The organism is Phycobacter azelaicus, assembly GCF_014884385.1.
Classification (GTDB): Bacteria; Pseudomonadota; Alphaproteobacteria; order Rhodobacterales; family Rhodobacteraceae; genus Phycobacter; species Phycobacter azelaicus.
Map to the genome: position 1 here is coordinate 3511034 of NZ_WKFH01000003.1, position 21364 is coordinate 3532397.

Consider the following 21364-nt stretch of genomic DNA (forward strand, 5'->3'; position numbering starts at 1 on the left):
CAGACGCGCTGCTTCGGTGATGGGGTTGGTACGAAGGTTGATAGAGGTGTCGGAGAACAGTCCGAAACAGAACCAAGGCGGTGCAAAAGATCCCAGCGCCTTCAGTCACCATTGCGATGGGCTGAAACGCGCCGTGGAAATCCGCCTTTTGACCCATGCCTATGAGGGATACACCTCCAATATCATCGTGAATTTGGCCTGCGGGCTGGGTCTTTACTTTAAGTTCTGGCTGAACGACGCAGACACCGGTGTTGTCGATGCGCTGATCCTCTTCTTGATCTTTCAATCGACAATCCGGGCCGTTATCGGACAACGCGATGCGCGGCACCTCTCCAGCGAATCTGATCCTGATTCGAAAGTGGCGCTTGGCGCAGCCCGCCGATACTTCGCTGGGGTTGTCGTTGGCAGCCTGACCTGGGGCGGTCTTCTGCACATGGCGCTGCACAGCGGCAACAACGAGTTGATGTATTTCGCGATCATTGTCGTCTCGGCCATGGCTTCTGGGGCCGCGGGTTTGCTTGCCCCAATGATCAAGAGTGGACGGTTTTATATCAGCGCGCTTTTGGCCGTGACCACCGTGGAGCTTATGCTCATGCCCGTACCGCAATCAGTGCTCGCGATACTGGTCATCGTGTTTGGCGGCGTCATGCTGGGGGCCCATACGCGCAATCACAAGCTGCTGCGCAACTCAATTGAATTGGAGCTGAAGAACAGCGCTCTGATTAATGATCTTCGGGTACAGCAGGAAGCTCTGACCGAGTTCAACGTGACTCTGGAGGATCGGGTCAAAAGGCGCACCAGCGATCTGAAACGGCTGGCCGAACATGACAGCCTCACTCAGCTCTTCAATCGCCGCGGCATCATCCAGTGGGTCGAGGAACAGCAACGTCGAATTCCCAACGGATATGCTTTTGCCGTGATCTTTATCGATCTCGACAGGTTCAAGCAGATCAACGATGGGATGGGGCATGCAACAGGCGATTGTGTTTTGGCCGAGATTGGTGAACGCCTGACCGCTGCCGCACCGGAGTATTCGGCCTTCTGCCGCTGGGGCGGAGATGAATTTGTCGGCCTGCTGGCCGTGCCAGAAGAGCGCTGCGCCGATATCGGCCTAGAATACACAGAACAACTGCGGGCCATTGTCGAAAAGCCGATCAGCTTTTCCAACCGCACGGTGTCTGTGGGCTTCAGCGCCGGGCTATCCGTTTCGAAACCTCACCCGGTGACGGTCAGCGAGGCCATCCGCTCTGCCGATCTGGCCGCCGGAGAAATCAAGCGCACGGGGCGTGGCGGCACGCTTCTTTACACGCCTGATCTCGTGGCAGAGCAGGAGCGGAACCTGATCATTGCCCAGCGCCTGAAACACGCCCTGCGCGCGAAGGAAATGCATCTGGCGTTCCAGCCGCTGGTGCATTCTCATGACTTTTCGATCCACTCCTATGAGGTTCTGTTGCGCTGGGACAATCCGATCCTTGGACGTGTCAGCCCGGAGGAATTCATTCCCGTCGCCGAAGACATCGGCGAAATCGTCCACATTGGCGAATTCGTCGTTGATACCGCGCTCGCCTCCTACGTCGAGGAACTGGGGCGCGCTTCGCCCATAAGGCTGGCACTCAACATCTCGCTCCGGCAGCTGGTGGTTCCGGGGTTTGCACAGTTCATCCTTGGCTACCTGGAAAAGTACCGCCTGCCCACCAGCATGCTGATCCTGGAAGTCACCGAAACCATTTTCGATGCGCGCAATCAGGATACCATCATCGGAGTGTTGAACGATCTGCATTCGCTCGGCATCGAAATCCATATTGACGATTTTGGGACGGGCTATTCATCCCTGTCGCGCCTGCATGAGATGCCGATCTCAGCACTCAAGATCGACAAATCCTTTGTCCAGCAGATCGACGACCAGCGCTGCGCCATCATCGAGGGCAGTGTGATGATCGCCCAACGCTTTGGTGTGCATACCGTTGCTGAAGGGGTCGAAACCATCGAGCAAGCCCGACTGCTACACGCCATCGGCGTCACGTATCTGCAAGGATATCTATTCGGCAAGCCGGTGGAGCACTTTGCGGAAGTGGTCGTCAATTCAGACTTCCTGATCTGGCCCGATGCCACCAGAGGCATAGCCTCCTGAGCGCCGGCGCAGCACTGGTCTACTTCTCCGCCTTCTTTTCCCAGCGCCCGCTTTCCTCGGACCAGTATTGCGCCGAACAGCCCGCATCGGTGAGCTTTTTCCATTGCCCCCGCGCATGCTGCACGGCTTCGGGATCGGTTCCATCAAATAGGATGCAGACACGCTCAAGCGCCTGCACCTCATCCGGTGTCACCTCTGCCCCATCTACGGCCATTACGCAGACCGGCATGTTTGCAGCCTCGGCTGCTGTTGTCAGCAGGATCGGCTGCAGCGCATCATGGGGACCACCTGCCAGACCATGCGGCAGAAAGCTCTCATCGCCGCCCAGCCACAGCCGCTCATCCAGCCAGGCCATGCGTTCAGGATCGCGTCCGCGCACCGCGATGCGCCATCCTGCGCCGCGGGCCTTTTCCAGCAGAACCGGTAGCGTTTCCTGCAGCGGCCTGCGCGTCAGGTGGTAAAAAAAGGCAGCCCCCATGGCAGGCTCATTCCGCCTCGAACCGATCCTGCACGAGACGGTTCAACGCCATCACACCCCAGCCGGTCGCGCCTTTCGGAGCGTATGAGGTGTCACTTTTGACCGAGGCTACGCCGGCAATGTCCAGATGGATCCACGGCATGCCGTCCTGGATGAAGCGCTGCAGGAACTGCGCAGCAGTGATCGATCCAGCCGGGCGTCCGCCCACGTTTTTCATATCCGCAATGCGCGATTTCAGCATGTCGTCATAGGCTTTGCCCAGGGGCATACGCCAGGCGCCCTCGTCCTCGGAACCGGCAGCTTTCAAAAAGCTGTCGCAGAACTTGTCATCGTTGGAGAACACACCGGCGTTTTCGTGCCCAAGGCCAATGATGATCGCCCCCGTCAGGGTGGCAAGATCGATGATCCCGGCCGGTTTGAAACGCTCCTGCGCGTACCAAAGCACATCACACAGCACCAGACGGCCTTCGGCATCGGTATTGATGACCTCGACCGTGTCTCCCTTCATGGTCTTGACCACGTCACCTGGACGCGTGGCATTGCCCGAGGGCATGTTCTCCACAAGGCCAACCAGCCCAACGACATTGGCCTTTGCCTTGCGCAGGGCCAGCGCCTTCATGGTGCCGGTTACGACGCCCGCGCCGCCCATATCCATGGTCATGTCCTCCATGCCGGCCGCCGGTTTCAGCGAAATGCCTCCGGTATCGAAGACCACGCCCTTGCCCACCAGCGCAAGCGGAGCGGCATCCTTGGCACCGCCCTTCCACTGCATGACGGCAACCTTGGAGGGGCTGACCGAGCCCTGCCCGACGGACAGAAGGCAGTGCATGCCCAGTTTTTCGAGGTCCGCCTCTTCGAGGATTTCCACCTCAAGACCGACATCGCGTAGCCCCTCGATACGGGCCGCGAATTCGCTGGTGCTCAGCACATTGGCAGGCTCATTGATCAGATCGCGCGTCATATGCACGCCTTCGGCGACTGCCAGAAGCGGCGCGAAATCGGCTGCGGTTTCTTCGGGCTTTTTGTGGGCTATCACCACATTGCCCTGATCGCTTTTCTCGGAGCTGGTCTTGTGGACGTCAAAACCATAGGCTCTGAGCGCAATCCCCATGGCAAGATCGGCGGTCCGGTTCATATTGCCCGCCATAACGGTCAGGGCTTTGCCTTCCGCCCGCTTGGCCAGTTCCGCCCCGGCCTTGCGCGCCTCAGTCTGATCCACGCGTTTCGGCAGCACCAGCACATGCAGCGCTTCTGCCGCCAGCCCTGCTGGCCAGGCCAAGGTAAAGACCTGCCCCGATTTGGCCGATGTGAACGCCTCAGCGTCCAGCAGCCGGGCAATGGCGCCTTTCGTCAGACGATTGGCGCTACGTGCCGCCTGGTCCAGACCACCGTCGGGTGTCACCAGAACCACCACATGCCCGGTTACATCGGCCAGTTGCTGGCTCTCATAGGCATCGAAACGGATTGGAATCAGACGGCTCATCACATTAGCTCCTGTCGGTCTGTGCGTGTTGCAGCAACAGCTACCTTTTGAAACGCAGCTTTACCAGCCCGCAGGTCACATGCCCCGGCGAGCAGAGCAGCATTGCCAGGGCACGGAGCAGATTGCAGTTTTCCCCGCCCGACAATTCCTCTAAGCTGCGACAAAACGACAATGGCAAGATCTGGGGGGATCGGGTGTCACGCTACGACAGATACGTACTGTCGCAATACCTGCTGTTCTTCGGCTTCTTTGCGCTAATTCTTGTGGCTGTTTTCTGGTTGAACCGGGCCGTCGTCCTGTTCGACCGGCTGATTGGTGACGGTCAATCGGCGCTCGTTTTCCTGGAATTCACCGCCCTCGGGCTTCCGAACCTTATCCGGATGGTTCTGCCGGTGGCTGCATTTGCGGCAACGCTCTGGGTGACAAACCGTCTCAACAGCGAGAGCGAGCTGACGGTCCTGCGAGCGACCGGAACCAGCCCTTGGCAGATGGCTCGCCCGGCGCTGGCCTTTGGTGTGATCACGGCGCTGATGATGTCAGCTTTGACACACTTTCTGTTGCCCGCCTCAATTGGCCAGCTACAGGTCAGGGAACGGGAGGTCGCCCGAAACGTCACTGCCAAGCTGCTGACAGAAGGGAATTTTTTGCACCCTGCAGACGGTGTGACCTTCTATATCCGCCAAATCGACCCCGATGGCACGTTGCATGATGTCTTCCTGTCCGACCGGCGCAACCCGGAGCAGACCGTGACCTACACCGGCGCACGAGCCTTTCTGCTGCGCGACGGTGAAAAAGCCCATCTGATCATGGTCGACGGCATGGCCCAGAGGCTGAACGAGAACAACCGAAAGCTTTCCACCACCGTGTTCTCGGACTTTTCGTATGACATCAGTTCCCTGTCGCAGAAGGCCGACAATCCTATCCGCAACATCCGAGCCATTCCCACGCGCGAGTTGATGTTCGCTCAGGCTGCGGTCACAGAGCGGGACGGCTATAGCCCGGGCGTTCAGAATGAAGAGTTGCACCTGAGGTTTGCACGCGCCGTCATCTGTGTGGCCGTATCCCTGATCGGTTATGCCGCTTTGATGCTGGGAACGTTCTCAAGGTTCGGCGTGTGGCGACAGGCGCTTCTGGCCTTCCTGGTTCTGATCCTTGTCGAAGGCATGCGCGGTGTGGTTTCTGAACCTGTTCTGAAGGTCCCGTCGCTTTGGCCGCTGATCTATCTACCCGCGCTGACAGGCCTTGTCATAGGGGTGGGATTCCTCCAGCTGGCGACCAATCCTGGATTTGCCCAAGGCATCCTGCGGTTCATCGGGAAAAGGCTCAGCGCATGAAACTCGATCTCTACTATGCCAAACGCTTTGCCCAGTGGTTCCTGGTAATTTCAGGTGTTCTCATGACGCTCGTGATCCTGATCGACCTGAACGAGCAGATCCGGCGCTTTGACAGTCTCGACCTCGGCGCAGGCAAGTTGATCGGTCTGACACTGCTGAACGCTCCGGCGGCATTCAGCGAATTTCTGCCGCTGATCATGATCCTGACAACCATCGTTTTGTTCGTCGGGCTGGCGCGCAGCAGCGAGCTGGTCGTGACCCGCGCCATAGGCCGCTCCGGAATTCGCGCCCTTGCCGCTCCAGTGCTTGTGGCAGCGCTGATCGGGGTTCTTGCGGTCAGCACGCTCAACCCGATTGTAGCGGCGACCACCAACCAATTCCGCAACCTGTCTGACACCTATCGCAATGGCGGCCCCTCTGCCTTGTCGCTCTCGGGCGAAGGGCTGTGGCTGCGCCAGGGCAGCGCCAACGGTCAGTCCGTCATTCACGCAACGGGCTACACGGCCGACAGCATTGATGCGGACGATGCTGCAAACATCACCCTATTGAATGTCACCATTCACGATTATGCGCCAGACGGGGGGCCGGTCCGTCAGATCATAGCCCACAGCGCCAAGCTCCAGGGCAGTGACTGGGTTTTGCGACAAGCGAAGGTCTGGCCTCTTGCCGCAGGCCTCAACCCCGAGAGCAATTCCGCCGATCATGACGTGCTGATCCTGCCCACAACCCTGACAAGTGACCGCATTCGGGACAGCCTTGGCACATCTGACGGGATCTCAGTCTATGACCTTCCCTCAACCATCCGCGACATGGCCACGGCGGGCTTTTCGACAAAGCGCTACGAAGTGTGGCTCCAGACCGAGCTTGCCCGGCCGTTCTTCCTGGTGGCCATGGTCCTTGTTGGGGCGGCCTTCACCATGCGGCATACGCGTTTCGGCGGAACTGGACTGGCGGTCCTGACGGCGGTTCTGCTTGGCTTTGGTCTTTATTTCATTCGCAACTTTGCACAGGTTCTCGGCGAGAATGGTCAGATTCCGGTGGCCCTCGCCGCCTGGGCGCCCCCGGTGGCTTCGATCATGCTGACTATGGGACTGCTGCTTCATGCCGAGGACGGATAACATGCGCCGCGCCCTACTCCTATCAGTGCTGCTGCCCTGGCTCGGCTTCGGCGCCCCGGTACAAGCGCAGACTGCCCCTGCCCCCGACGAGACAGCCGCGCCGGCCATGCTGGTGGCAGATCGCGTTTACATAACGCCTCAGCGCACTTTGATTGCGACCGGCAATGTCGAGGCCTTCCAGGGTGATATGCGGCTGCGGGCTAATAAGATCAGCTATGACCAGGCCAGCGGCACGCTCAATATCGAAGGCCCAATCCGCATCGACCAGGGCGGCGATGTCACCATCCTGGCCAGCGCGGCCGATCTGGACCGGGATCTGCAGAACGGTCTTCTCAGCAGCGCCCGCATGGTCTTCAAACAGCAACTGCAACTGGCATCGGTGCAGATGACACGGGTCAGCGGGCGCTACACCCAGCTCTACAAGACAGCCGTCACCTCCTGTCACGTCTGCGAAGACGGGCGCCCGCCGCTGTGGCAGATCCGGGCCGAGCGCGTCACCCATGATCAACTGGCACGACAGCTCTATTTTGAGAATGCACAACTCAGGATTTACGATGTACCCGTGTTCTATTTCCCGGGTATTCGTCTGCCAGATCCAACACTAGAGCGCGCGACGGGCTTTCTCATCCCGTCGATCCGCACGACCTCGAACCTCGGCTCCGGGATCAAGGTTCCCTATTTCTTCCGGATCGGTGATCACAAGGACCTGACGCTTACGCCCTATCTGTCTGGCAAGACGCGCACGCTGGGTGCGCGCTACCGGCAGGCCTTTCGCAGCGGGCGCATCACCTTCGAAGGCGGCTTTACCCGTGATGACCTCAATCCGGGCGAAAGCCGCGGCTATCTTTTTGCAGATGGGAAATTCACGCTCCCGCGTGATGTGAAACTTGGCTTTGATCTAAAGACCGTTTCGGATGACGCCTACCTGGCGGACTATGGCCTTCCGGATCTCGACCGCCTGCGCTCCGAGGTGACGCTGACCAAGGTGCGCCGCGACGTGATGTTCCGGGGCGGCGTCTATCACTACAAGACCCTGCGCGATAGCGAGGATCAGGATCTCATCCCTTCGGCTATCGCAGATGTCGCCTATCAACGGCGATATTTCCCGCAATCCATCGGCGGCGAGATGCGGCTAAGCGTCGAAGGCCATGGACATCGGCGCAAATCGAAGCTGACCAGCACCGGCGCCCTGCCGCAGGGCCGCGATGTGGCGCGGCTGACCGCGGATATCGACTGGCGACGCAACTGGCGTTTTGCCAACGGTCTGGTTGCCGAATGGCAGATCGGTGCCGCAGCGGATGCGTTTTCCGTCTACAATGACGCCAATTTCGCCAACTCCGAAACTCGTTTGGCGCCCCGCAGTGCGCTAACGCTGCGCCTTCCGATGAGCAAACGCAGCGCGTCAGGACAGCAATACTATCTTGAGCCAATCGTGCAGCTTGGCTGGAGCGATCTGACCGGCGATGCTGTGCCCGCCGACGAAAGCAACTTCGTCGAGTTCGATCAGGGGAATCTGCTGGCGCTATCGCGCTTTCCCGCCATCGACGCCCGCGAAGAAGGGCTGACACTGGTCTACGGGCTGAATTGGGCACGTTACTCTACCTCTGGCTGGCAGGCTTTTGCCACCTTGGGTCAGGTTTTCCGAAACAAGGCAGACCCGCGCTTTACCAAGACGTCCGGCCTAGGTGGCACCACGTCAGATGTTCTGATGGCGGGCCAGTTAAAGCTGAGCGATGGTCTTTCCCTGACCGCCCGAGGCCTTTTGAATGGATCTTTGAACTTCTCAAAGGCCGAATTCCGCGGTGACTGGCGACATGAGAAAGCCTCACTTTCCAGCACTTACCTCTGGCTCGGCACGGACCCGGCAGAAGGGCGCAGCGAAGAGACCTCCGAAGTTTGGTTTGACGGCTCTTACGACATTTCCCCGGCCTGGCGCGCCAGTGCCAGCCTGCGCTATGATATCTCCGATGCCCGCGCAACGCGCGCAGGAGTTGGCCTAGCGTACAGCAATGAGTGTATCACCGTCGACGTATCGCTCAACCGACGCTATACATCGACAACAAGTGTTGAGCCTTCGACCGATTTTGGGTTTACCATCGCGTTGAACGGGTTCTCCGTGAACAGCGGCAACAAGAAGTACAGGCGATCATGCAGCAATACCTGACCCTCCGGACACCGGCCCCTCTGACCCGGCGCGCCCTGCGGCTTGCCGCCCGCTCGTGCGCGGCGATCGCCCTTTGTGCGGCCCTGGCCCTGTCTCCTGCTCAGACGGCGGCGCAGGGGCTGTTTTCCCCCGCCATCACCGTTGATGACAGCGCCATCACTTACTATGAGCTCGAACAGCGCGCCCGCTTCATGGGTGTTATGCGTGTGCCTGGCGACCTTGAGAAAGAGGCGCGCAAGGAGCTTATTAATGACCGGCTGAAGCTGGCCGCAATGGAGGAAGCCGGGATCATCCCGAGTGAGGATGAAGTCACAGCTGGGATGACCGAGCTCGCTGGCCGCGCCAATCTGTCGCTCAACGAATTCCTGTCCGCCTTACAGGAAAACGGTATCGATCCCGAGACGGTGCGCGATTTTTCCCGCGTCGGCATCGGCTGGCGCGACTTGATCAGCGCGCGGTTCCTGGCGCGGGCGCGCCCGACCGAAGAAGAAATTGATCGCGCGATGGGACAGGCCGGATCGGGTAGCGTGCAGGTTCTTCTGTCCGAGATCATCCTGCCGATCAACGAACAGAACGCCCCCCAGGTCGAGGATCTGGCCCAGCAGATTGCGGCACTGAATACCAGGGCCGCCTTTGCTGCGGCAGCAACGCAGTATTCTGCGGCCCAAAGCCGCGAAAATGGCGGTGAACTGAATTGGATGCCAATCACAAAACTGCCGCCGCAATTGCAGGAAGTGGTTCTGGCGCTCGACACCGGCGAGGTCACGGAGCCGCTGCCGCTGCAGGGGGCGGTTGCCCTGTTCCAGATGCGAGGGCTACGCGAAGTTGCAGGGCGCGCGCAGCGCTATGACGCCATTGAATACGCTGCCTACTACCTGCCAGGGGGGCGCAGCCCTGAAACCCTTGCAAAAGCGCAGGAAATCATAGCGGGCACAGACACCTGCGACGACCTTTACGGTGTGGCAAAGGGGCAGGATCCCTCGGTGCTGGACCGTGTCAGCCTCGCTCCCGGCGAAATCGATCGAGATATCGCCATCGAGCTGGCAAAGCTCGATCCCGGCGAGACTTCGACCGCTGTGACACGCAACAACGGCCAGACGCTGGTTCTGTTGCGCCTGTGCGGCCGCACCGCGGAGCTGGGTGAGGGCCAAAACCGCGAGACCGTTGCCAATGCCTTGACCGCGCAGCGGGTTGAATCGCTGTCTGCAAGCTACCTTGAACAGTTGCGTGCCGACGCGCGCATCGATGAAAAATGACCTCTCTGCCGCCGGTCGCGATCAGCTGTGGTGAACCGGCGGGGATTGGTCCTGAAATCGCAGCCAAGGCCTGGGATGCACTGAAAGACAGAGTACCGATGCTCTGGCTCGGCGATCCACGGCACTTGCCCGCCAATGTGCCCCGGCAGGAGATCGCAGCCCCGTCCGAAGCCGGCAACGTCTGCCCCCATGCCCTGCCCGTGCTGAAGCTGGAGTTTGCAGGGCATGACCGCAGTGGGATTGCCGACCCAAAAAACGCCGAAGGTGTCATTTCTGCAATTGAAACCGGTGTTGACCTAGTCCGTTCCGGCGCTGCCGCTGCGCTCTGCACCGCACCGATCCACAAAAAGGCACTGATCGACGGGGCGGGCTTTGCCTATCCCGGCCACACAGAGTTTCTGGCTCATCTCTCTGGGCGCGAGCGCGTTGTGATGATGCTGGCGAGCGAACAGCTGCGCGTGGTACCGACGACGATCCATATTGCGCTCTCTGATGTGCCACAGGCGCTCACGCCGACCCTTTTGAGCGAGACCATCGCCATCACTGCCGACGGTCTGCGTCGCCAATTCGGCATTGCTCATCCGCGCATCGCCATCGCCGGGCTAAACCCCCATGCGGGCGAAGGTGGTGCCATGGGGCAAGAGGAGCTGGAGTGGATTGCGCCCTTGATCGCAGAACTGCAATGCCAGGAGATGACCCTGAGCGGCCCGCATCCGGCTGACACGCTGTTTCACGCCGCCGCCCGCGCCCGCTATGATGTCGCCATCTGCATGTATCACGATCAGGCGCTGATACCGATCAAGACGCTGGATTTCGACCGGGGCGTCAATGTCACCCTTGGCCTGCCTTTCATTCGTACTTCGCCAGATCATGGCACCGCCTTTGATATTGCCGGAACCGGCCAAGCCAACCCTTCCAGCATGATCGAAGCGGTAAAAATGGCGCATCGCATGGCAACCTCTGGTGCAGCCTGACATCACCTCATGCACGCTGACCCTTGCCTTGCCCCCGGCTTTCACCGCATAGGTGAGGCATGAGCCAGATCGACACCCTGCCCCCCTTGCGCGACGTGATTGCCACGCATCAGCTATCGGCCCGCAAATCGCTGGGCCAGAACTTCCTGTTGGACCTGAACCTCACCGCAAAGATCGCACGACAGGCCGGGGATCTGACAGGCTGTGATGTGCTGGAGATCGGCCCCGGCCCCGGAGGCCTGACCCGTGGCTTGCTGGCTGAAGGCGCACGCCGAGTACTGGCTCTGGAGAAAGACAGCCGCTGCCTGCCCGCGCTTGCCGAGATCGCCGAGGCCTATCCGGAGCGTCTGCAGGTGATCAATGGCGATGCGCTTGAGATCGATCCACTGGAATACCTGACGCCGCCCGTACGTGTGGTGGCGAACCTGCCTTACAACGTTGGCACCGAGCTTTTGGTACGCTGGCTCACGCCAAAAGACTGGCCGCCCTTCTGGCAAAGCCTCACCCTGATGTTTCAGCGCGAGGTGGCAGAACGCATCGTGGCCCAGCCCGGCTCCAAGGCCTATGGACGGCTGGCGATCCTGGCGCAATGGCGGGCCGAAGCGCGGATCGTGCTGTCGCTGCCGCCCGGCGCCTTTACCCCTCCGCCCAAAGTCAGCAGCGCCGTGGTGCATCTCGATGCCCTGCCCGAGCCGCGCTACCCGGCCGATGCAGCCACGCTGTCGCGCGTCGTGGCCGCAGCCTTTAATCAGCGCCGTAAAATGCTACGCGCCAGTCTCAAAGGGGTTTCGTCAGACATCGAAGATCATCTGGTTGCTGCAGGCATTCAGCCAACCGAACGCGCCGAACAGGTCAGCCTCGAAGCCTTCTGCGCCCTTGCCCGCAGTTTGAAGCCCACGGGATAAAACCACCTAGTTGTAGCCAGAAAAACAAAAACCCCGACAAATTGCCGGGGTTTGATCTTGGTGTCTTGGCCGGATCACTCAGCCGCTTCTGCCGTATCCTCAGGTTTGGCCTTGGCCCGGCTGCGCGAGGGCTTTTTGGCCGCAGGCTTTTTCGAACCTTCTTCCTTGGCCTCACCCGACGCCGCCTCATCACCTTGTGCATCGTCAGATGCCTTCTTCGGTGCCGTCTTGCGCGGGGCACGGGGCTTGCGCGCTGGCTTTTTGGGCGCAGGCTCAGCCGTCTCATCCTTGCTTTCCGGCGTTTCCACTAGGCCGCTGTCATGATCCTGAGCTGCATCCTGACCGGTGCTTTCCCGGGGATCGATCACATCCGGCTGAGGCGCATCTGCCGGATCCTGGGCCTTTGCAGCCGCTTCCCGCTCCTGGCGCTCCAAGCGCTCTGCGCGTTCGCGGTCGCGCTCTGCCTGACGTTCGCGGTTCTGGCGTTCCTGCTCTTCGCGGCGCGCTTCGATCTCGCGCTGCGCTTCGTTCAGAAGGCGCAGATAATGCTCGGCGTGCTGCTGGAAGTTTTCGGCAGCGACACGGTCATTGCTCAGCTGGGCATCACGCGCCAGCTGGTTATACTTGTCGATGATCTGCTGCGGCGTGCCGCGCACCTTGCCTTCGGGGCCGGAGCTGTCAAACACACGGTTGACTACATTGGCACCATTGGCAGGGCGGTTCCGGTTCGACTTGGAACGCGAACGTGATTTTGACGATCTCATATGTCTAACGTCAGCCTTGATTTAATGTGTCGTGGACCCAATTGAGCGCGCCTTAGCGCCGGATCATCGACTTTTTGGGCTTGATGTCGCCGGGAGGCGTTGGCCTCGCTCTGACAGCGACAGTTTGAGTAACCATTTTAAGCGCCCCCGTACAAGAGGGTCACAGCGATTTTCGACACTTTTTCTTTCTAAAGTACGAATTTCTTTGGTGCAAGCAGGATCAAACCGGCCGAATACCGCTGACAACCCTGTCCCGACCATCCAGATCCGGCAAGATCTGCACCTGACCCAGCCCAGCTTTCTGAAAGAGATCTGCCACCGCAGCGCCCTGCTTGGGGCCTATTTCGACCAGAAGGCGCCCCCCTTCCACAAGATGCAGCACTACAGATGCCAGAATATTGCGGTAAGCCTCGAGCCCGTCAGCCCCATCGGTCAATGCCATTTCCGGCTCATGATCGCGCACCTCCGGCGACAGGTCGTCCATTTCACTGCGCGAAATGTAGGGCGGATTGGAGACGATCAGATCGAACCCGCCCGACACCTCCGTCAACCAGTCCGACTGGCGGATATCTGCGCGGTCGGCCACCCCATGCAGAACCGCGTTGGCACTGGCCTGAAGGCAGGCAGCTTCGCTGAGATCGACGCCAAGCCCGGTTGCCTCCGGCCGTTCTGACAGCAGTGTCACGAGAATGCAGCCCGAGCCGGTGCCCAGATCCAGGATCCGTTCATAGGGGCGCGACAAGGCTGCCTCTATCAAGATTTCAGTCTCCGGCCGCGGATCCAGAACGTCACCCGAAACCTTAAAACGGCGCCCATAGAACTCCCGCTCTCCGATCAGATGCGACACCGGCACCCGGATACAGCGCAAGGAGATCAACTGCTCGTAGCGGTCGGCAATCTCCGATGACAGCTCTTCGGGGGCGATCAGGGTCACGCGGCTGGCTTCGATCTTGGCCGCATGAGCGAGGAGAACACGCGCATCACGCGCGGGATCCGGCACGCCTGCGGCCCGCAGCCGCGCTGCTGCCGCTGCCATGGCCTGTGCTGCTGTGCCGCCCGACAGCTCCACCCTACTGGCCCATCTCGGCCAGCATGCGGGCCTGGTCATCTGCCGTCAGCGCATCAATGATCTCATCCAGATCGCCCTGCATGATCTGATCCAGTTTATAGAGCGTCAGGTTGATGCGATGGTCCGACATGCGCCCTTGCGGGAAGTTGTAGGTGCGGATGCGCTCAGAGCGATCGCCCGAACCGACCTGGCTTGCCCGGCTGGCCGAGCGTTCGCTGTCGATTCGCTGACGCTCCAGATCGTAAAGCCGCGTGCGCAGCACCTGCATGGCAATCTCGCGGTTGCGGTGCTGCGATTTCTCCGAGGAGGTCACGACGGTTCCGGTCGGCAGGTGCGTGATCCGAACGGCAGAGTCGGTGGTGTTGACGTGCTGTCCGCCTGCGCCAGACGAGCGCATGGTATCGATGCGCAGGTCATTGGGGTCGATGGTGATGTCCACGTCTTCTGCTTCCGGCAACACAGCGACGGTGGCCGCCGATGTATGAATACGCCCGCCCGATTCGGTCACCGGCACACGCTGCACGCGGTGGACACCGGATTCATACTTTAGCCTGGCAAAGACATTATCGCCCTTGATGTGGGCGGTGACCTCCTTGATGCCGCCAAGTTCGCTGGCCTGTTCCTCGAGGATCTCGAACTTCCAGCCGCGCGCCTCGGCATAGCGCTGGTACATGCGCAAGAGATCACCCGCAAACAGCGCCGCCTCGTCACCGCCGGTGCCGGGCCGGATTTCCAGAATGGCGGGGCGGGCGTCGGCCTTGTCTTTTGGTAGCAGTGAAAGCTGCAGCGCATGCTCGGCTTCGGGCAGTGCCGCTTTCAGGGTCGGCAATTCCTCCTCGGCAAGTTCCTTCATGTCGGGGTCGGCCAACATGGCTTCGGCTTCGGCCATATCCGACAAGAGCTTGCGATAGGCGACAACCTGCTCAACCACGGGCTTCAGCTCGGAATACTCCCGCGCTAGCGCCGCAATATCCCCGCCGCTGGCGCCATCGGCCATCGCTGCTTCAAGGTATTGAAAGCGTTGCAGGATTTGCTCCAGCCGATCTTCGGGTACCATGGGGAAGGCCTACTTTGCTTCTTGAGTCTGTTGGGGTAGCCACGGACGCTTTGGTTCGGGACTTTCCTTGTGATATTCTAGGGTCATGCAATATGCCAGAGCTGTTCTTTTTTTCACCTTTTTCTGCGTTGGGCTGCCTGCCTTCGCAGATGTTGTCGGGCCCGGCGGCAAGACGATCGACTGCTATTGCACCGACAAGGCTGGTACGCGGGTAGAGCTTGGGGAGTTCCGTTGCCTTTTCGTGGACGGGCGCAGCTTCATGGCGCAATGCCAGATGTCGCTGAACGTGCCCATGTGGCGCGAAGTGCAATCAAGCTGCCCCTCTGCCAGCCTGGACAAAGAGGTCCTGCCGCACTCCCGGAATGACGCCAAGCTACCGCGGCTCTAGACCACTGCCATTTGCGCAGGGCGCGCCTCGCCGCGCAACAGCGCGGCGCCCGGCCCAACGGGCGCAGCGCATCCCTGATGCGCGGGCGACGGGCGGGAGAACATGACTGAGCCATCACATCGTAAGAGGGGCTTAATGGTTATCGGCCGTATCCGCGGCAAGATCCATCTGCGCCAGCCACGCATCGATCCGCGCCTTGTTGGTCCCCAGATCCGATCGCCCAAACCGGAGCCGCGCGTAAACCTTCAGGAACTCACCGTCCTGCCGGGCCGTGGTGTAATCAGGAAACCCAAACAGCTTGGTACGGGTGACATAGGTTGCCATCTGGTCGTCGACCGATCCAGCAAGCAACTTGGTGCGCGGCGCGTTACTTGCAATCCGATCGAACCGTTCAAGCCCTTCCGGCCCGGTGCGCACCACGCGGAAGACACCGCCGCGAAACTCCTTGTCCTCCGAGAGTTCCGGCTGGGTATTCCAATCCAGCGGATCGGACGGCGCTAGTCGAATAAAGCCGAACACAACAACCAAGGCGGCCAGCAAGATCCATCCCAGCATCATCATCCGTCCCATGTAACCTCACGCCCCTGCGCAGTCCTGCGGCCAACGTAAGCCGCAGCGCCCTGCGCTCCGCTTTGCTGGCCTATTTCGTTGTTACACCCGGCAAGACACAGATCATCTCATAAAGCAGGTTCGCTGCCGTCAGAGCGGTATTGCCCGAAGGATCATAGGGCGGCGACACCTCAACCAAATCGCAGCCCACGATATTGAGGCCCTTGAGGGCACGGATCAGTTCGAGCGCTTGCGGTGTCGTCAGCCCGCCGATTTCGGGCGTGCCGGTGCCCGGTGCGTAGGCCGGGTCCAGACTATCAATATCATAGGTCACATAGACCGGCTTATTGCCGATATCGCGACGAATTTCCGCACCCATGTTGTGAAGCTGCCGCCCCCACAGCTCCTGCGCCGGGAAGTGCTGGAACCCCCAGGACTGCGCCTCCGCAAAGTCCTGCGCCGAATAACCGGTGCCGCGAATGCCGATCTGATAGGTCTTGTCCGGCACGATCAGGCCTTCCTCGTGGGCGCGGCGGAAGACGGTACCATGGGTTTCCTTTTCCCCGAACATCTCGTCGTTCACATCGGCGTGGGCGTCAATGTGAACGAGGGCCACGGGGCCGTACTTCGCCGCGATGGCCCGCAGGATCGGCAGGGTGATCGAATGATCGCCGCCCATGGCAACGGGAATGGCAGAGCCGCCGAGGATCGCCGCATAGCTGTCCTGGATGATGCGCAGAGAGTCCTTCAGCGAGAAGGTATTGATCGCCAGATCGCCGATATCGGCGATATTCAGGCTGTCAAAGGGGGCGGCCCCGGTCGCCATGTTATAGGGCCGCAGCATGGCGCTTTCGGCGCGGATCTGTTTCGGCCCGAACCGGGTGCCCGAGCGCCAGGAGGTGCCGATATCCATCGGAATGCCCAGAACCGCCACATCGAGGCCCGCAAGCGAGGTCGCCTGCGGCAAGCGCATGTAGGTGTTCGGCCCGGAGAACCGCGCCAGATCGTTGCCACTGATCGGTTGATTGAATTCAGCCATTCTCTGCTCAGCCACTTCTGTTTGTCATGTTCCAGCCCAGAAGGCAGATGATTTCCATCGCCACATGAGCGCCTGCAATCGCCGTGGCGCCGGTGGTGTCAAACGGAGGCGAGACCTCCACCACATCGCCGCCCTTGATGTTGATCCCGGCGATATCCCGCAGGATCCGCGCTGCCTGCGCCGAGGTCAGCCCGCCCCAGACCGGCGTGCCGGTGCCCGGCGCATAGGCGGGATCCAGGCAATCGATATCGAAGGTCAGGTAGGTGGGACGATCGCCGAGGATTTCCCTGATCCGCCGCGCGGTTTCCACCGGGCCGATCTCATGCACGGTCGGGGCGTCGATGATATTGACGCCCAGCGTATCCTCGTTGGTGGTGCGGATGCCCACCTGCACCGATGTCGCTGGGTCCACGATCCCCGATTTCACCGCCTTGTAGAACATGGTGCCATGATCCACGCGGGTGAAATCGTCATCCGCCCAGGTGTCGGTATGGGCATCGAAATGCAACAGCGATATCGGCCCGTATTTCTCGGCATAGGCGCGCAGGATCGGAAAGCTGATGTAGTGATCGCCGCCCAGCGCGACCGAGGCGGTGTCGCTGTCCAGAATACCCTTGATATGAGCGGTCAGCGTCTCCGGGAAGGCGGGCACATTGGCATAGTCAAAGGCCAGATCGCCATAATCCGCAATGGCCAGATCGCTCAGGGGATCAAAGCCCCAGCCATAAGGCGCATCGGGGCTTTGCAAAAGGCTCGCCTCGCGGATCGCGCGCGGGCCAAGGCGGGTGCCAGGACGGTTGGTCACCGCCTGATCAAAGGGCACGCCCGTGACGGCAATATCGGCAGCGCTCAGATCCTTGGTGTAGCGGCGACGCGCAAAAGACGGCGCACCACCGAATGTGTTCTCAAAACTGAGGCCCTTCAGGTCTTCGCGGGTGAAGGCCTGGTCCACCTGGGTCTTTGCGTCTTCGAGTGCCATCGGGCCTGCCCTGCTGTTGTTAACCCTGTTTTAGCCGGGAATAGCCCACTGGCGCGGGCTTGTCACCTATCCACGCTTATATCAACTTACCGGCTGCGCGCGCTCCACCAGACGGGCAAAGAAGGAGGCTCCGATGGGGGCGATCTCATCGTTGAAATCATACTTCGGATGATGCAGCCCGGCGGTGTCACCCTGACCAAGGAACAGATAGGCGCCGGGGCGCGCCTCCAGCATATAAGAGAAGTCCTCGGCGCCCATTTCGCGCCCGGCTTCGGCCTCCACGTTGTCAGCGCCCGAGATTTCCCGCGCCACTTCGGCAGCGAAATCGGTCTTTATCGGCTCGTTGATGGTGGCCGGGTAGCCAACCTCATAATCCAGCCGTGCCTCAACGCCGTAGCTGGCCGACTGCCCTGTCACGATTTCCTCCATCCGGCGCATCACCATCTTCTGCACCTCCGGGTCAAAGGTCCGCACGGTGCCGTTGATATAGGCAGTATCGGGGATCTCGTTGTCCACGGTGCCGGTGTGGATCTGGGTGACCGAGACCACAAGATCCTGCAGCGCATAGTGATTGCGGCTGACGATAGTCTGGATCGCCTGGGCAATGCCGCAGGCCGCCATCACCGGATCGCGGGTCTCGTGTGGCATGGCGCCATGGCCACCCTGCCCCTGAATGTAAATGTGAAAGGTATCGACCGCCGCCATGATCGGCCCCGGCGTGGTCAGAAAGGCCCCTACCGGCAAACCCGGCGCATTGTGCAGCGCATAGACTTCATTGATGCCAAAGCGGTCCATGATCCCTTCTTCGACCATAATCCGAGCACCTCCGATGGCCTCTTCGGCGGGCTGGAAGATCAGCGCGACGCGGCCCGAAAAATTGCGCGTCTCCGCCAGATATTTCGCCGCGCCCAATAGCATGGTGGTGTGCCCGTCATGGCCACAGGCATGCATGTTGCCTTCGTGACCAGAGACATAATCGACACCGGTTTCCTCGGGGATCGGCAGGGCGTCCATATCGGCGCGCAGACCGATGGTTTTTGCGCCCGGCGCGTCATGCCCCTGCCCATTGATGATTGCCACCATACCGGTCTGGGCGATGCCTTCGTGCAGCTCATCTACGCCGAATTCGCGCAGCCGCTCGGCGACAAAGGCGGCGGTTTTCGGCAGGTCCAGCGCCAGTTCCGGGATCTGGTGCAGATGGCGGCGCCATGCGGTCATCTCGGGGGCGAAATCGGCGATGCGGTTGACGACCGGCATGGGGTGGACTCCTTGGTCAGACTCGGGATGATGCATCTGACACCGATCAATGGGCAGCTGCAATGGCCGAAACAGACCTCATCCACGACGAAACCGCCGGAATTGAACGGCTTTTGCAGATCATGCGCGCCTTGCGCGATCCCGAGGGCGGCTGCCCCTGGGATGTGGCGCAGGATTTCAGCACCATCGCCCCCTATACCATAGAAGAAGCCTATGAGGTCGCCGACGCGATCGAGCGTGAAGCCTGGGATGAGCTGAAGGGAGAGCTGGGCGATCTGCTGTTCCAGTCGGTCTTTCACGCGCAGATGGCCGAGGAAGCCGGGCATTTCACCTTTCAGGACGTGGTCACAACCATGTCCAACAAGATGGTCAGCCGGCACCCCCATGTCTTCGGCGACGAATCGCGGGACAAATCGCCAGAGCAGCAAACCCGCGACTGGGAGGCGATCAAGGCCGCCGAGCGCGCCGAAAAAGCGCAAAAAGGCACGCTGGATGGCGTCGCCATCGGCCTCCCTGCGCTGTTGCGGGCCTACAAGCTGCAAAAGCGCGCAGCGCGGGTGGGGTTCGACTGGCCCGACGCCTCCCATGTGATCGACAAAATCCAGGAAGAGGCCGCCGAACTGGTCGAGGCGCGCGATAGCCTGACGCAGGATGCCGTCGAAGAGGAATTTGGCGATCTGATGTTCGTCATGGCCAATCTGGGCCGCCATCTGGGGGTCGAGCCCGAGGCGGCGCTTCGCCGCGCCAATGCCAAGTTCATCCGCCGTTTCGAAGGCGTGGAGGCCCGCCTTGCCGCCATGGGCAAACGCCCAGAAGACAGCAGCCTTGAAGAAATGGACGCGCTGTGGGATGCCGAAAAGGAAGCCCAGCGTGCCAAACCCGCCTGAGTGCGACTGAAACATAGATATGGAAAGCCCTTTTCATGACTGCACGTAAGATCATCATCGACACGGATCCCGGTCAGGACGACGCCGTTGCCCTGCTGCTGGCACTGGCCTCCCCCGAGGAACTGGAAGTACTCGGCATTACCTGCGTAGCGGGCAACGTGCCCCTGGAGCTGACCCAGAAGAACGCCCGCATGATCTGCGAGGTGGCGAGCCGCACAGATATACCCGTTTATGCGGGGTGCGACGCCCCCCTGTCCCGTCCCTTGGTCACCGCCGAACATGTGCACGGCAAGACCGGCCTTGATGGGCCAGAACTGTGGGAGCCAGAGCTGCAACTCACCGAAGGGCACGCGGTCGATTTCATCATCCACAGCCTACGCCGTCATGCACCCGGTACGGTCACGCTGTGCCCGCTGGGGCCGCTGACCAATATCGCCAGCGCCCTTCAGAAGGCCCCCGACATTGCCTCCCGCATCAAGGAAATCGTGCTGATGGGCGGCGCCTATTTCGAGGTGGGCAATGTGACCCCGGCCGCCGAGTTCAACATCTACGTGGACCCAGAGGCGGCCAAGGTGGTCTTTACCTCTGGCGTGCCGCTGGTGGTGATGCCGCTCGATGTCACCCACAAGGCGCTGGCCACCCGCCCCCGTGTCGAGGCGATCCGCGCCCTGGATACCCGCGCCGCCCATTTCACCGCCGATATGCTGGATTTCTTCGAACGTTTCGATGTGGCCAAGTACGGCTCCGAAGGCGGCCCGCTGCATGATCCTTGCGTCATTGCCTACCTGCTCAAGCCCGAACTCTTCTCGGGCCGCCATGTGAACGTGGAGATCGAAACCCAGTCCGAGCTGACCCTTGGCATGACCGTGGCCGACTGGTGGGATGTCACCGACCGCGAACCCAATGCCATGTTCATGGGCGATGTGGACGCCGACGGCTTCTTTGCCCTCATAACCGAGCGTTTGGCCAAACTATGAGCGCCGCACTGCACCTCGCCAAACCCGAGCATCTGAGCGCGCTTCTGCCACTGGTAGCCGCCTTTCATGCAGAGGAAGGTATCGAGCGGACCGACGCAGCACGCGAGGCCGCCATCGCGCCGCTGCTCGAAGGGATTCCCTATGGGGCGGTCTACATCATCGGCCCCACCCGCGCGCCCATCGGCTATATCGTGGTGACCTTCAGTTGGTCGGTGGAGTTCGGCGGCATGGACAGTTTCGTGGACGAGATCTACATCCGCCCCGCCGTGCGTGGGCGCGGCATCGCGACCGAGGTGCTGACGGAACTCCCGAAAACCCTGGCCGAAGCCGGGATCAAGGCCATCCACCTTGAGGTCGACCGGGAAAACGAGCAGGCGCAGCGTCTTTATGCCCGTGCGCGCTTCAAGCCACGCTTGAAATATGTCCTGATGAGCAAGGAGCTTTAGCCGCACCCAGTGCAACGCGCCGTACGAATGAAGAAGTATTGTCTCATTTTGATCTAGAACAGATCACAGCCTCATATTCGAAGCGATACTCCTGCTAGGAACCTTACAG

At 60.7% G+C, this 21364-nt stretch carries 20 protein-coding genes; 11 read left to right on the forward strand and 9 right to left on the reverse strand.

Annotated elements, in window-relative coordinates; translation table 11 throughout:
* The first annotated feature begins 46 nt into the window (after positions 1–46).
* Positions 47–2131: a putative bifunctional diguanylate cyclase/phosphodiesterase gene (locus INS80_RS17850; protein ID WP_192966909.1), complete on the forward strand. Its 2085-nt coding sequence runs from the start codon at positions 47–49 to the stop codon at positions 2129–2131.
* Positions 2132–2150: 19 nt separating this feature from the next.
* Here the strand turns inward: INS80_RS17850 and INS80_RS17855 are convergent, their stop codons facing one another.
* Together INS80_RS17855 and INS80_RS17860 are read right to left on the reverse strand one after the other, a co-directional pair.
* Positions 2151–2609: a DNA polymerase III subunit chi gene (locus tag INS80_RS17855; protein WP_192966910.1), complete on the reverse strand. Its 459-nt coding sequence runs from the start codon at positions 2607–2609 to the stop codon at positions 2151–2153.
* A 7-nt stretch (positions 2610–2616) separates the two neighbouring features.
* On the reverse strand, positions 2617–4092 hold the full coding sequence (locus INS80_RS17860; protein ID WP_192966911.1) for a leucyl aminopeptidase: 1476 nt from the start codon (positions 4090–4092) through the stop codon (positions 2617–2619).
* A gap of 194 nt (positions 4093–4286) precedes the next feature.
* On the opposite strand from INS80_RS17860, the gene lptF reads away from it, so the two are divergent.
* Genes lptF through rsmA form a run of 6 tightly spaced genes read left to right on the forward strand, consistent with a single transcriptional unit; the run spans position 4287 to position 11843 of the window.
* On the forward strand, positions 4287–5426 hold the full coding sequence (gene lptF / locus INS80_RS17865; protein ID WP_192967336.1) for an LPS export ABC transporter permease LptF: 1140 nt from the start codon (positions 4287–4289) through the stop codon (positions 5424–5426).
* On the forward strand, positions 5423–6544 hold the full coding sequence (lptG, locus tag INS80_RS17870; RefSeq protein WP_192966912.1) for an LPS export ABC transporter permease LptG: 1122 nt from the start codon (positions 5423–5425) through the stop codon (positions 6542–6544). The genes lptF and lptG overlap by 4 nt, the downstream gene beginning before the upstream one ends.
* Before the next feature lies 1 nt (position 6545).
* Positions 6546–8708 carry an LPS-assembly protein LptD gene (locus INS80_RS17875; RefSeq protein WP_192966913.1) on the forward strand — a complete coding sequence of 721 codons (2163 nt, stop codon included), beginning with the start codon at positions 6546–6548 and terminating at the stop codon, positions 8706–8708.
* Entirely contained in the window at positions 8693–9964 is a 1272-nt protein-coding gene (locus tag INS80_RS17880; RefSeq protein WP_192966914.1) for a peptidylprolyl isomerase, read from the forward strand. Before INS80_RS17875 ends, INS80_RS17880 begins: the two co-directional genes overlap by 16 nt.
* Positions 9961–10938 carry a 4-hydroxythreonine-4-phosphate dehydrogenase PdxA gene (pdxA, locus tag INS80_RS17885; RefSeq protein ID WP_192966915.1) on the forward strand — a complete coding sequence of 326 codons (978 nt, stop codon included), beginning with the start codon at positions 9961–9963 and terminating at the stop codon, positions 10936–10938. Before INS80_RS17880 ends, pdxA begins: the two co-directional genes overlap by 4 nt.
* A 59-nt stretch (positions 10939–10997) precedes the next feature.
* Positions 10998–11843, forward strand: coding sequence for a 16S rRNA (adenine(1518)-N(6)/adenine(1519)-N(6))-dimethyltransferase RsmA (rsmA, locus tag INS80_RS17890; protein WP_192966916.1), 846 nt, complete (start codon positions 10998–11000; stop codon positions 11841–11843).
* Between the two features lie 74 nt (positions 11844–11917).
* Here rsmA and INS80_RS17895 read toward each other — a convergent pair whose 3' ends face one another.
* The 3 genes from INS80_RS17895 to prfA form a co-directional block, all read right to left on the reverse strand.
* Positions 11918–12607, reverse strand: coding sequence for a DUF4167 domain-containing protein (locus INS80_RS17895; RefSeq protein ID WP_192966917.1), 690 nt, complete (start codon positions 12605–12607; stop codon positions 11918–11920).
* Between the two features lie 220 nt (positions 12608–12827).
* Complete coding sequence (prmC, locus tag INS80_RS17900; RefSeq protein WP_255430533.1) at positions 12828–13643, reverse strand: peptide chain release factor N(5)-glutamine methyltransferase; 816 nt, start codon at positions 13641–13643, stop codon at positions 12828–12830.
* 34 nt (positions 13644–13677) lie between these two features.
* Positions 13678–14733 carry a peptide chain release factor 1 gene (gene prfA, locus INS80_RS17905; protein WP_192966919.1) on the reverse strand — a complete coding sequence of 352 codons (1056 nt, stop codon included), beginning with the start codon at positions 14731–14733 and terminating at the stop codon, positions 13678–13680.
* A gap of 85 nt (positions 14734–14818) precedes the next feature.
* Here prfA and INS80_RS17910 point away from each other — a divergent pair, with 85 nt between their 5' ends.
* Positions 14819–15121 (forward strand): hypothetical protein, encoded by a 303-nt coding sequence (locus INS80_RS17910; RefSeq protein ID WP_192966920.1) that lies wholly within the window; start codon positions 14819–14821, stop codon positions 15119–15121.
* Positions 15122–15253: 132 nt separating this feature from the next.
* On the opposite strand, the gene INS80_RS17915 is transcribed toward INS80_RS17910, so the two are convergent.
* The 4 genes from INS80_RS17915 to INS80_RS17930 form a co-directional block, all read right to left on the reverse strand.
* Positions 15254–15691, reverse strand: a complete 438-nt coding sequence (locus INS80_RS17915) for a DUF1499 domain-containing protein (protein ID WP_192966921.1) — start codon at positions 15689–15691, stop codon at positions 15254–15256.
* A 70-nt stretch (positions 15692–15761) separates the two neighbouring features.
* Positions 15762–16709, reverse strand: coding sequence for an agmatinase (gene speB / locus INS80_RS17920; protein ID WP_192966922.1), 948 nt, complete (start codon positions 16707–16709; stop codon positions 15762–15764).
* Positions 16710–16716: 7 nt separating this feature from the next.
* Complete coding sequence (speB, locus tag INS80_RS17925) at positions 16717–17688, reverse strand: agmatinase (protein ID WP_192966923.1); 972 nt, start codon at positions 17686–17688, stop codon at positions 16717–16719.
* A gap of 81 nt (positions 17689–17769) precedes the next feature.
* Entirely contained in the window at positions 17770–18945 is a 1176-nt protein-coding gene (locus INS80_RS17930; protein WP_192966924.1) for a M20 aminoacylase family protein, read from the reverse strand.
* Between the two features lie 62 nt (positions 18946–19007).
* Here INS80_RS17930 and mazG point away from each other — a divergent pair, with 62 nt between their 5' ends.
* The 3 genes from mazG to INS80_RS17945 are packed head-to-tail and all read left to right on the forward strand — an operon-like array spanning position 19008 to position 21255.
* The gene (mazG, locus tag INS80_RS17935; protein ID WP_192966925.1) at positions 19008–19832 is read left to right on the forward strand and encodes a nucleoside triphosphate pyrophosphohydrolase; all 825 of its coding nucleotides are present in this window, start codon (positions 19008–19010) and stop codon (positions 19830–19832) included.
* 35 nt (positions 19833–19867) lie between these two features.
* Positions 19868–20809 carry a nucleoside hydrolase gene (locus INS80_RS17940; protein ID WP_192966926.1) on the forward strand — a complete coding sequence of 314 codons (942 nt, stop codon included), beginning with the start codon at positions 19868–19870 and terminating at the stop codon, positions 20807–20809.
* Positions 20806–21255, forward strand: a complete 450-nt coding sequence (locus tag INS80_RS17945; protein WP_192966927.1) for a GNAT family N-acetyltransferase — start codon at positions 20806–20808, stop codon at positions 21253–21255. The genes INS80_RS17940 and INS80_RS17945 overlap by 4 nt, the downstream gene beginning before the upstream one ends.
* Positions 21256–21364: the final 109 nt, after the last annotated feature.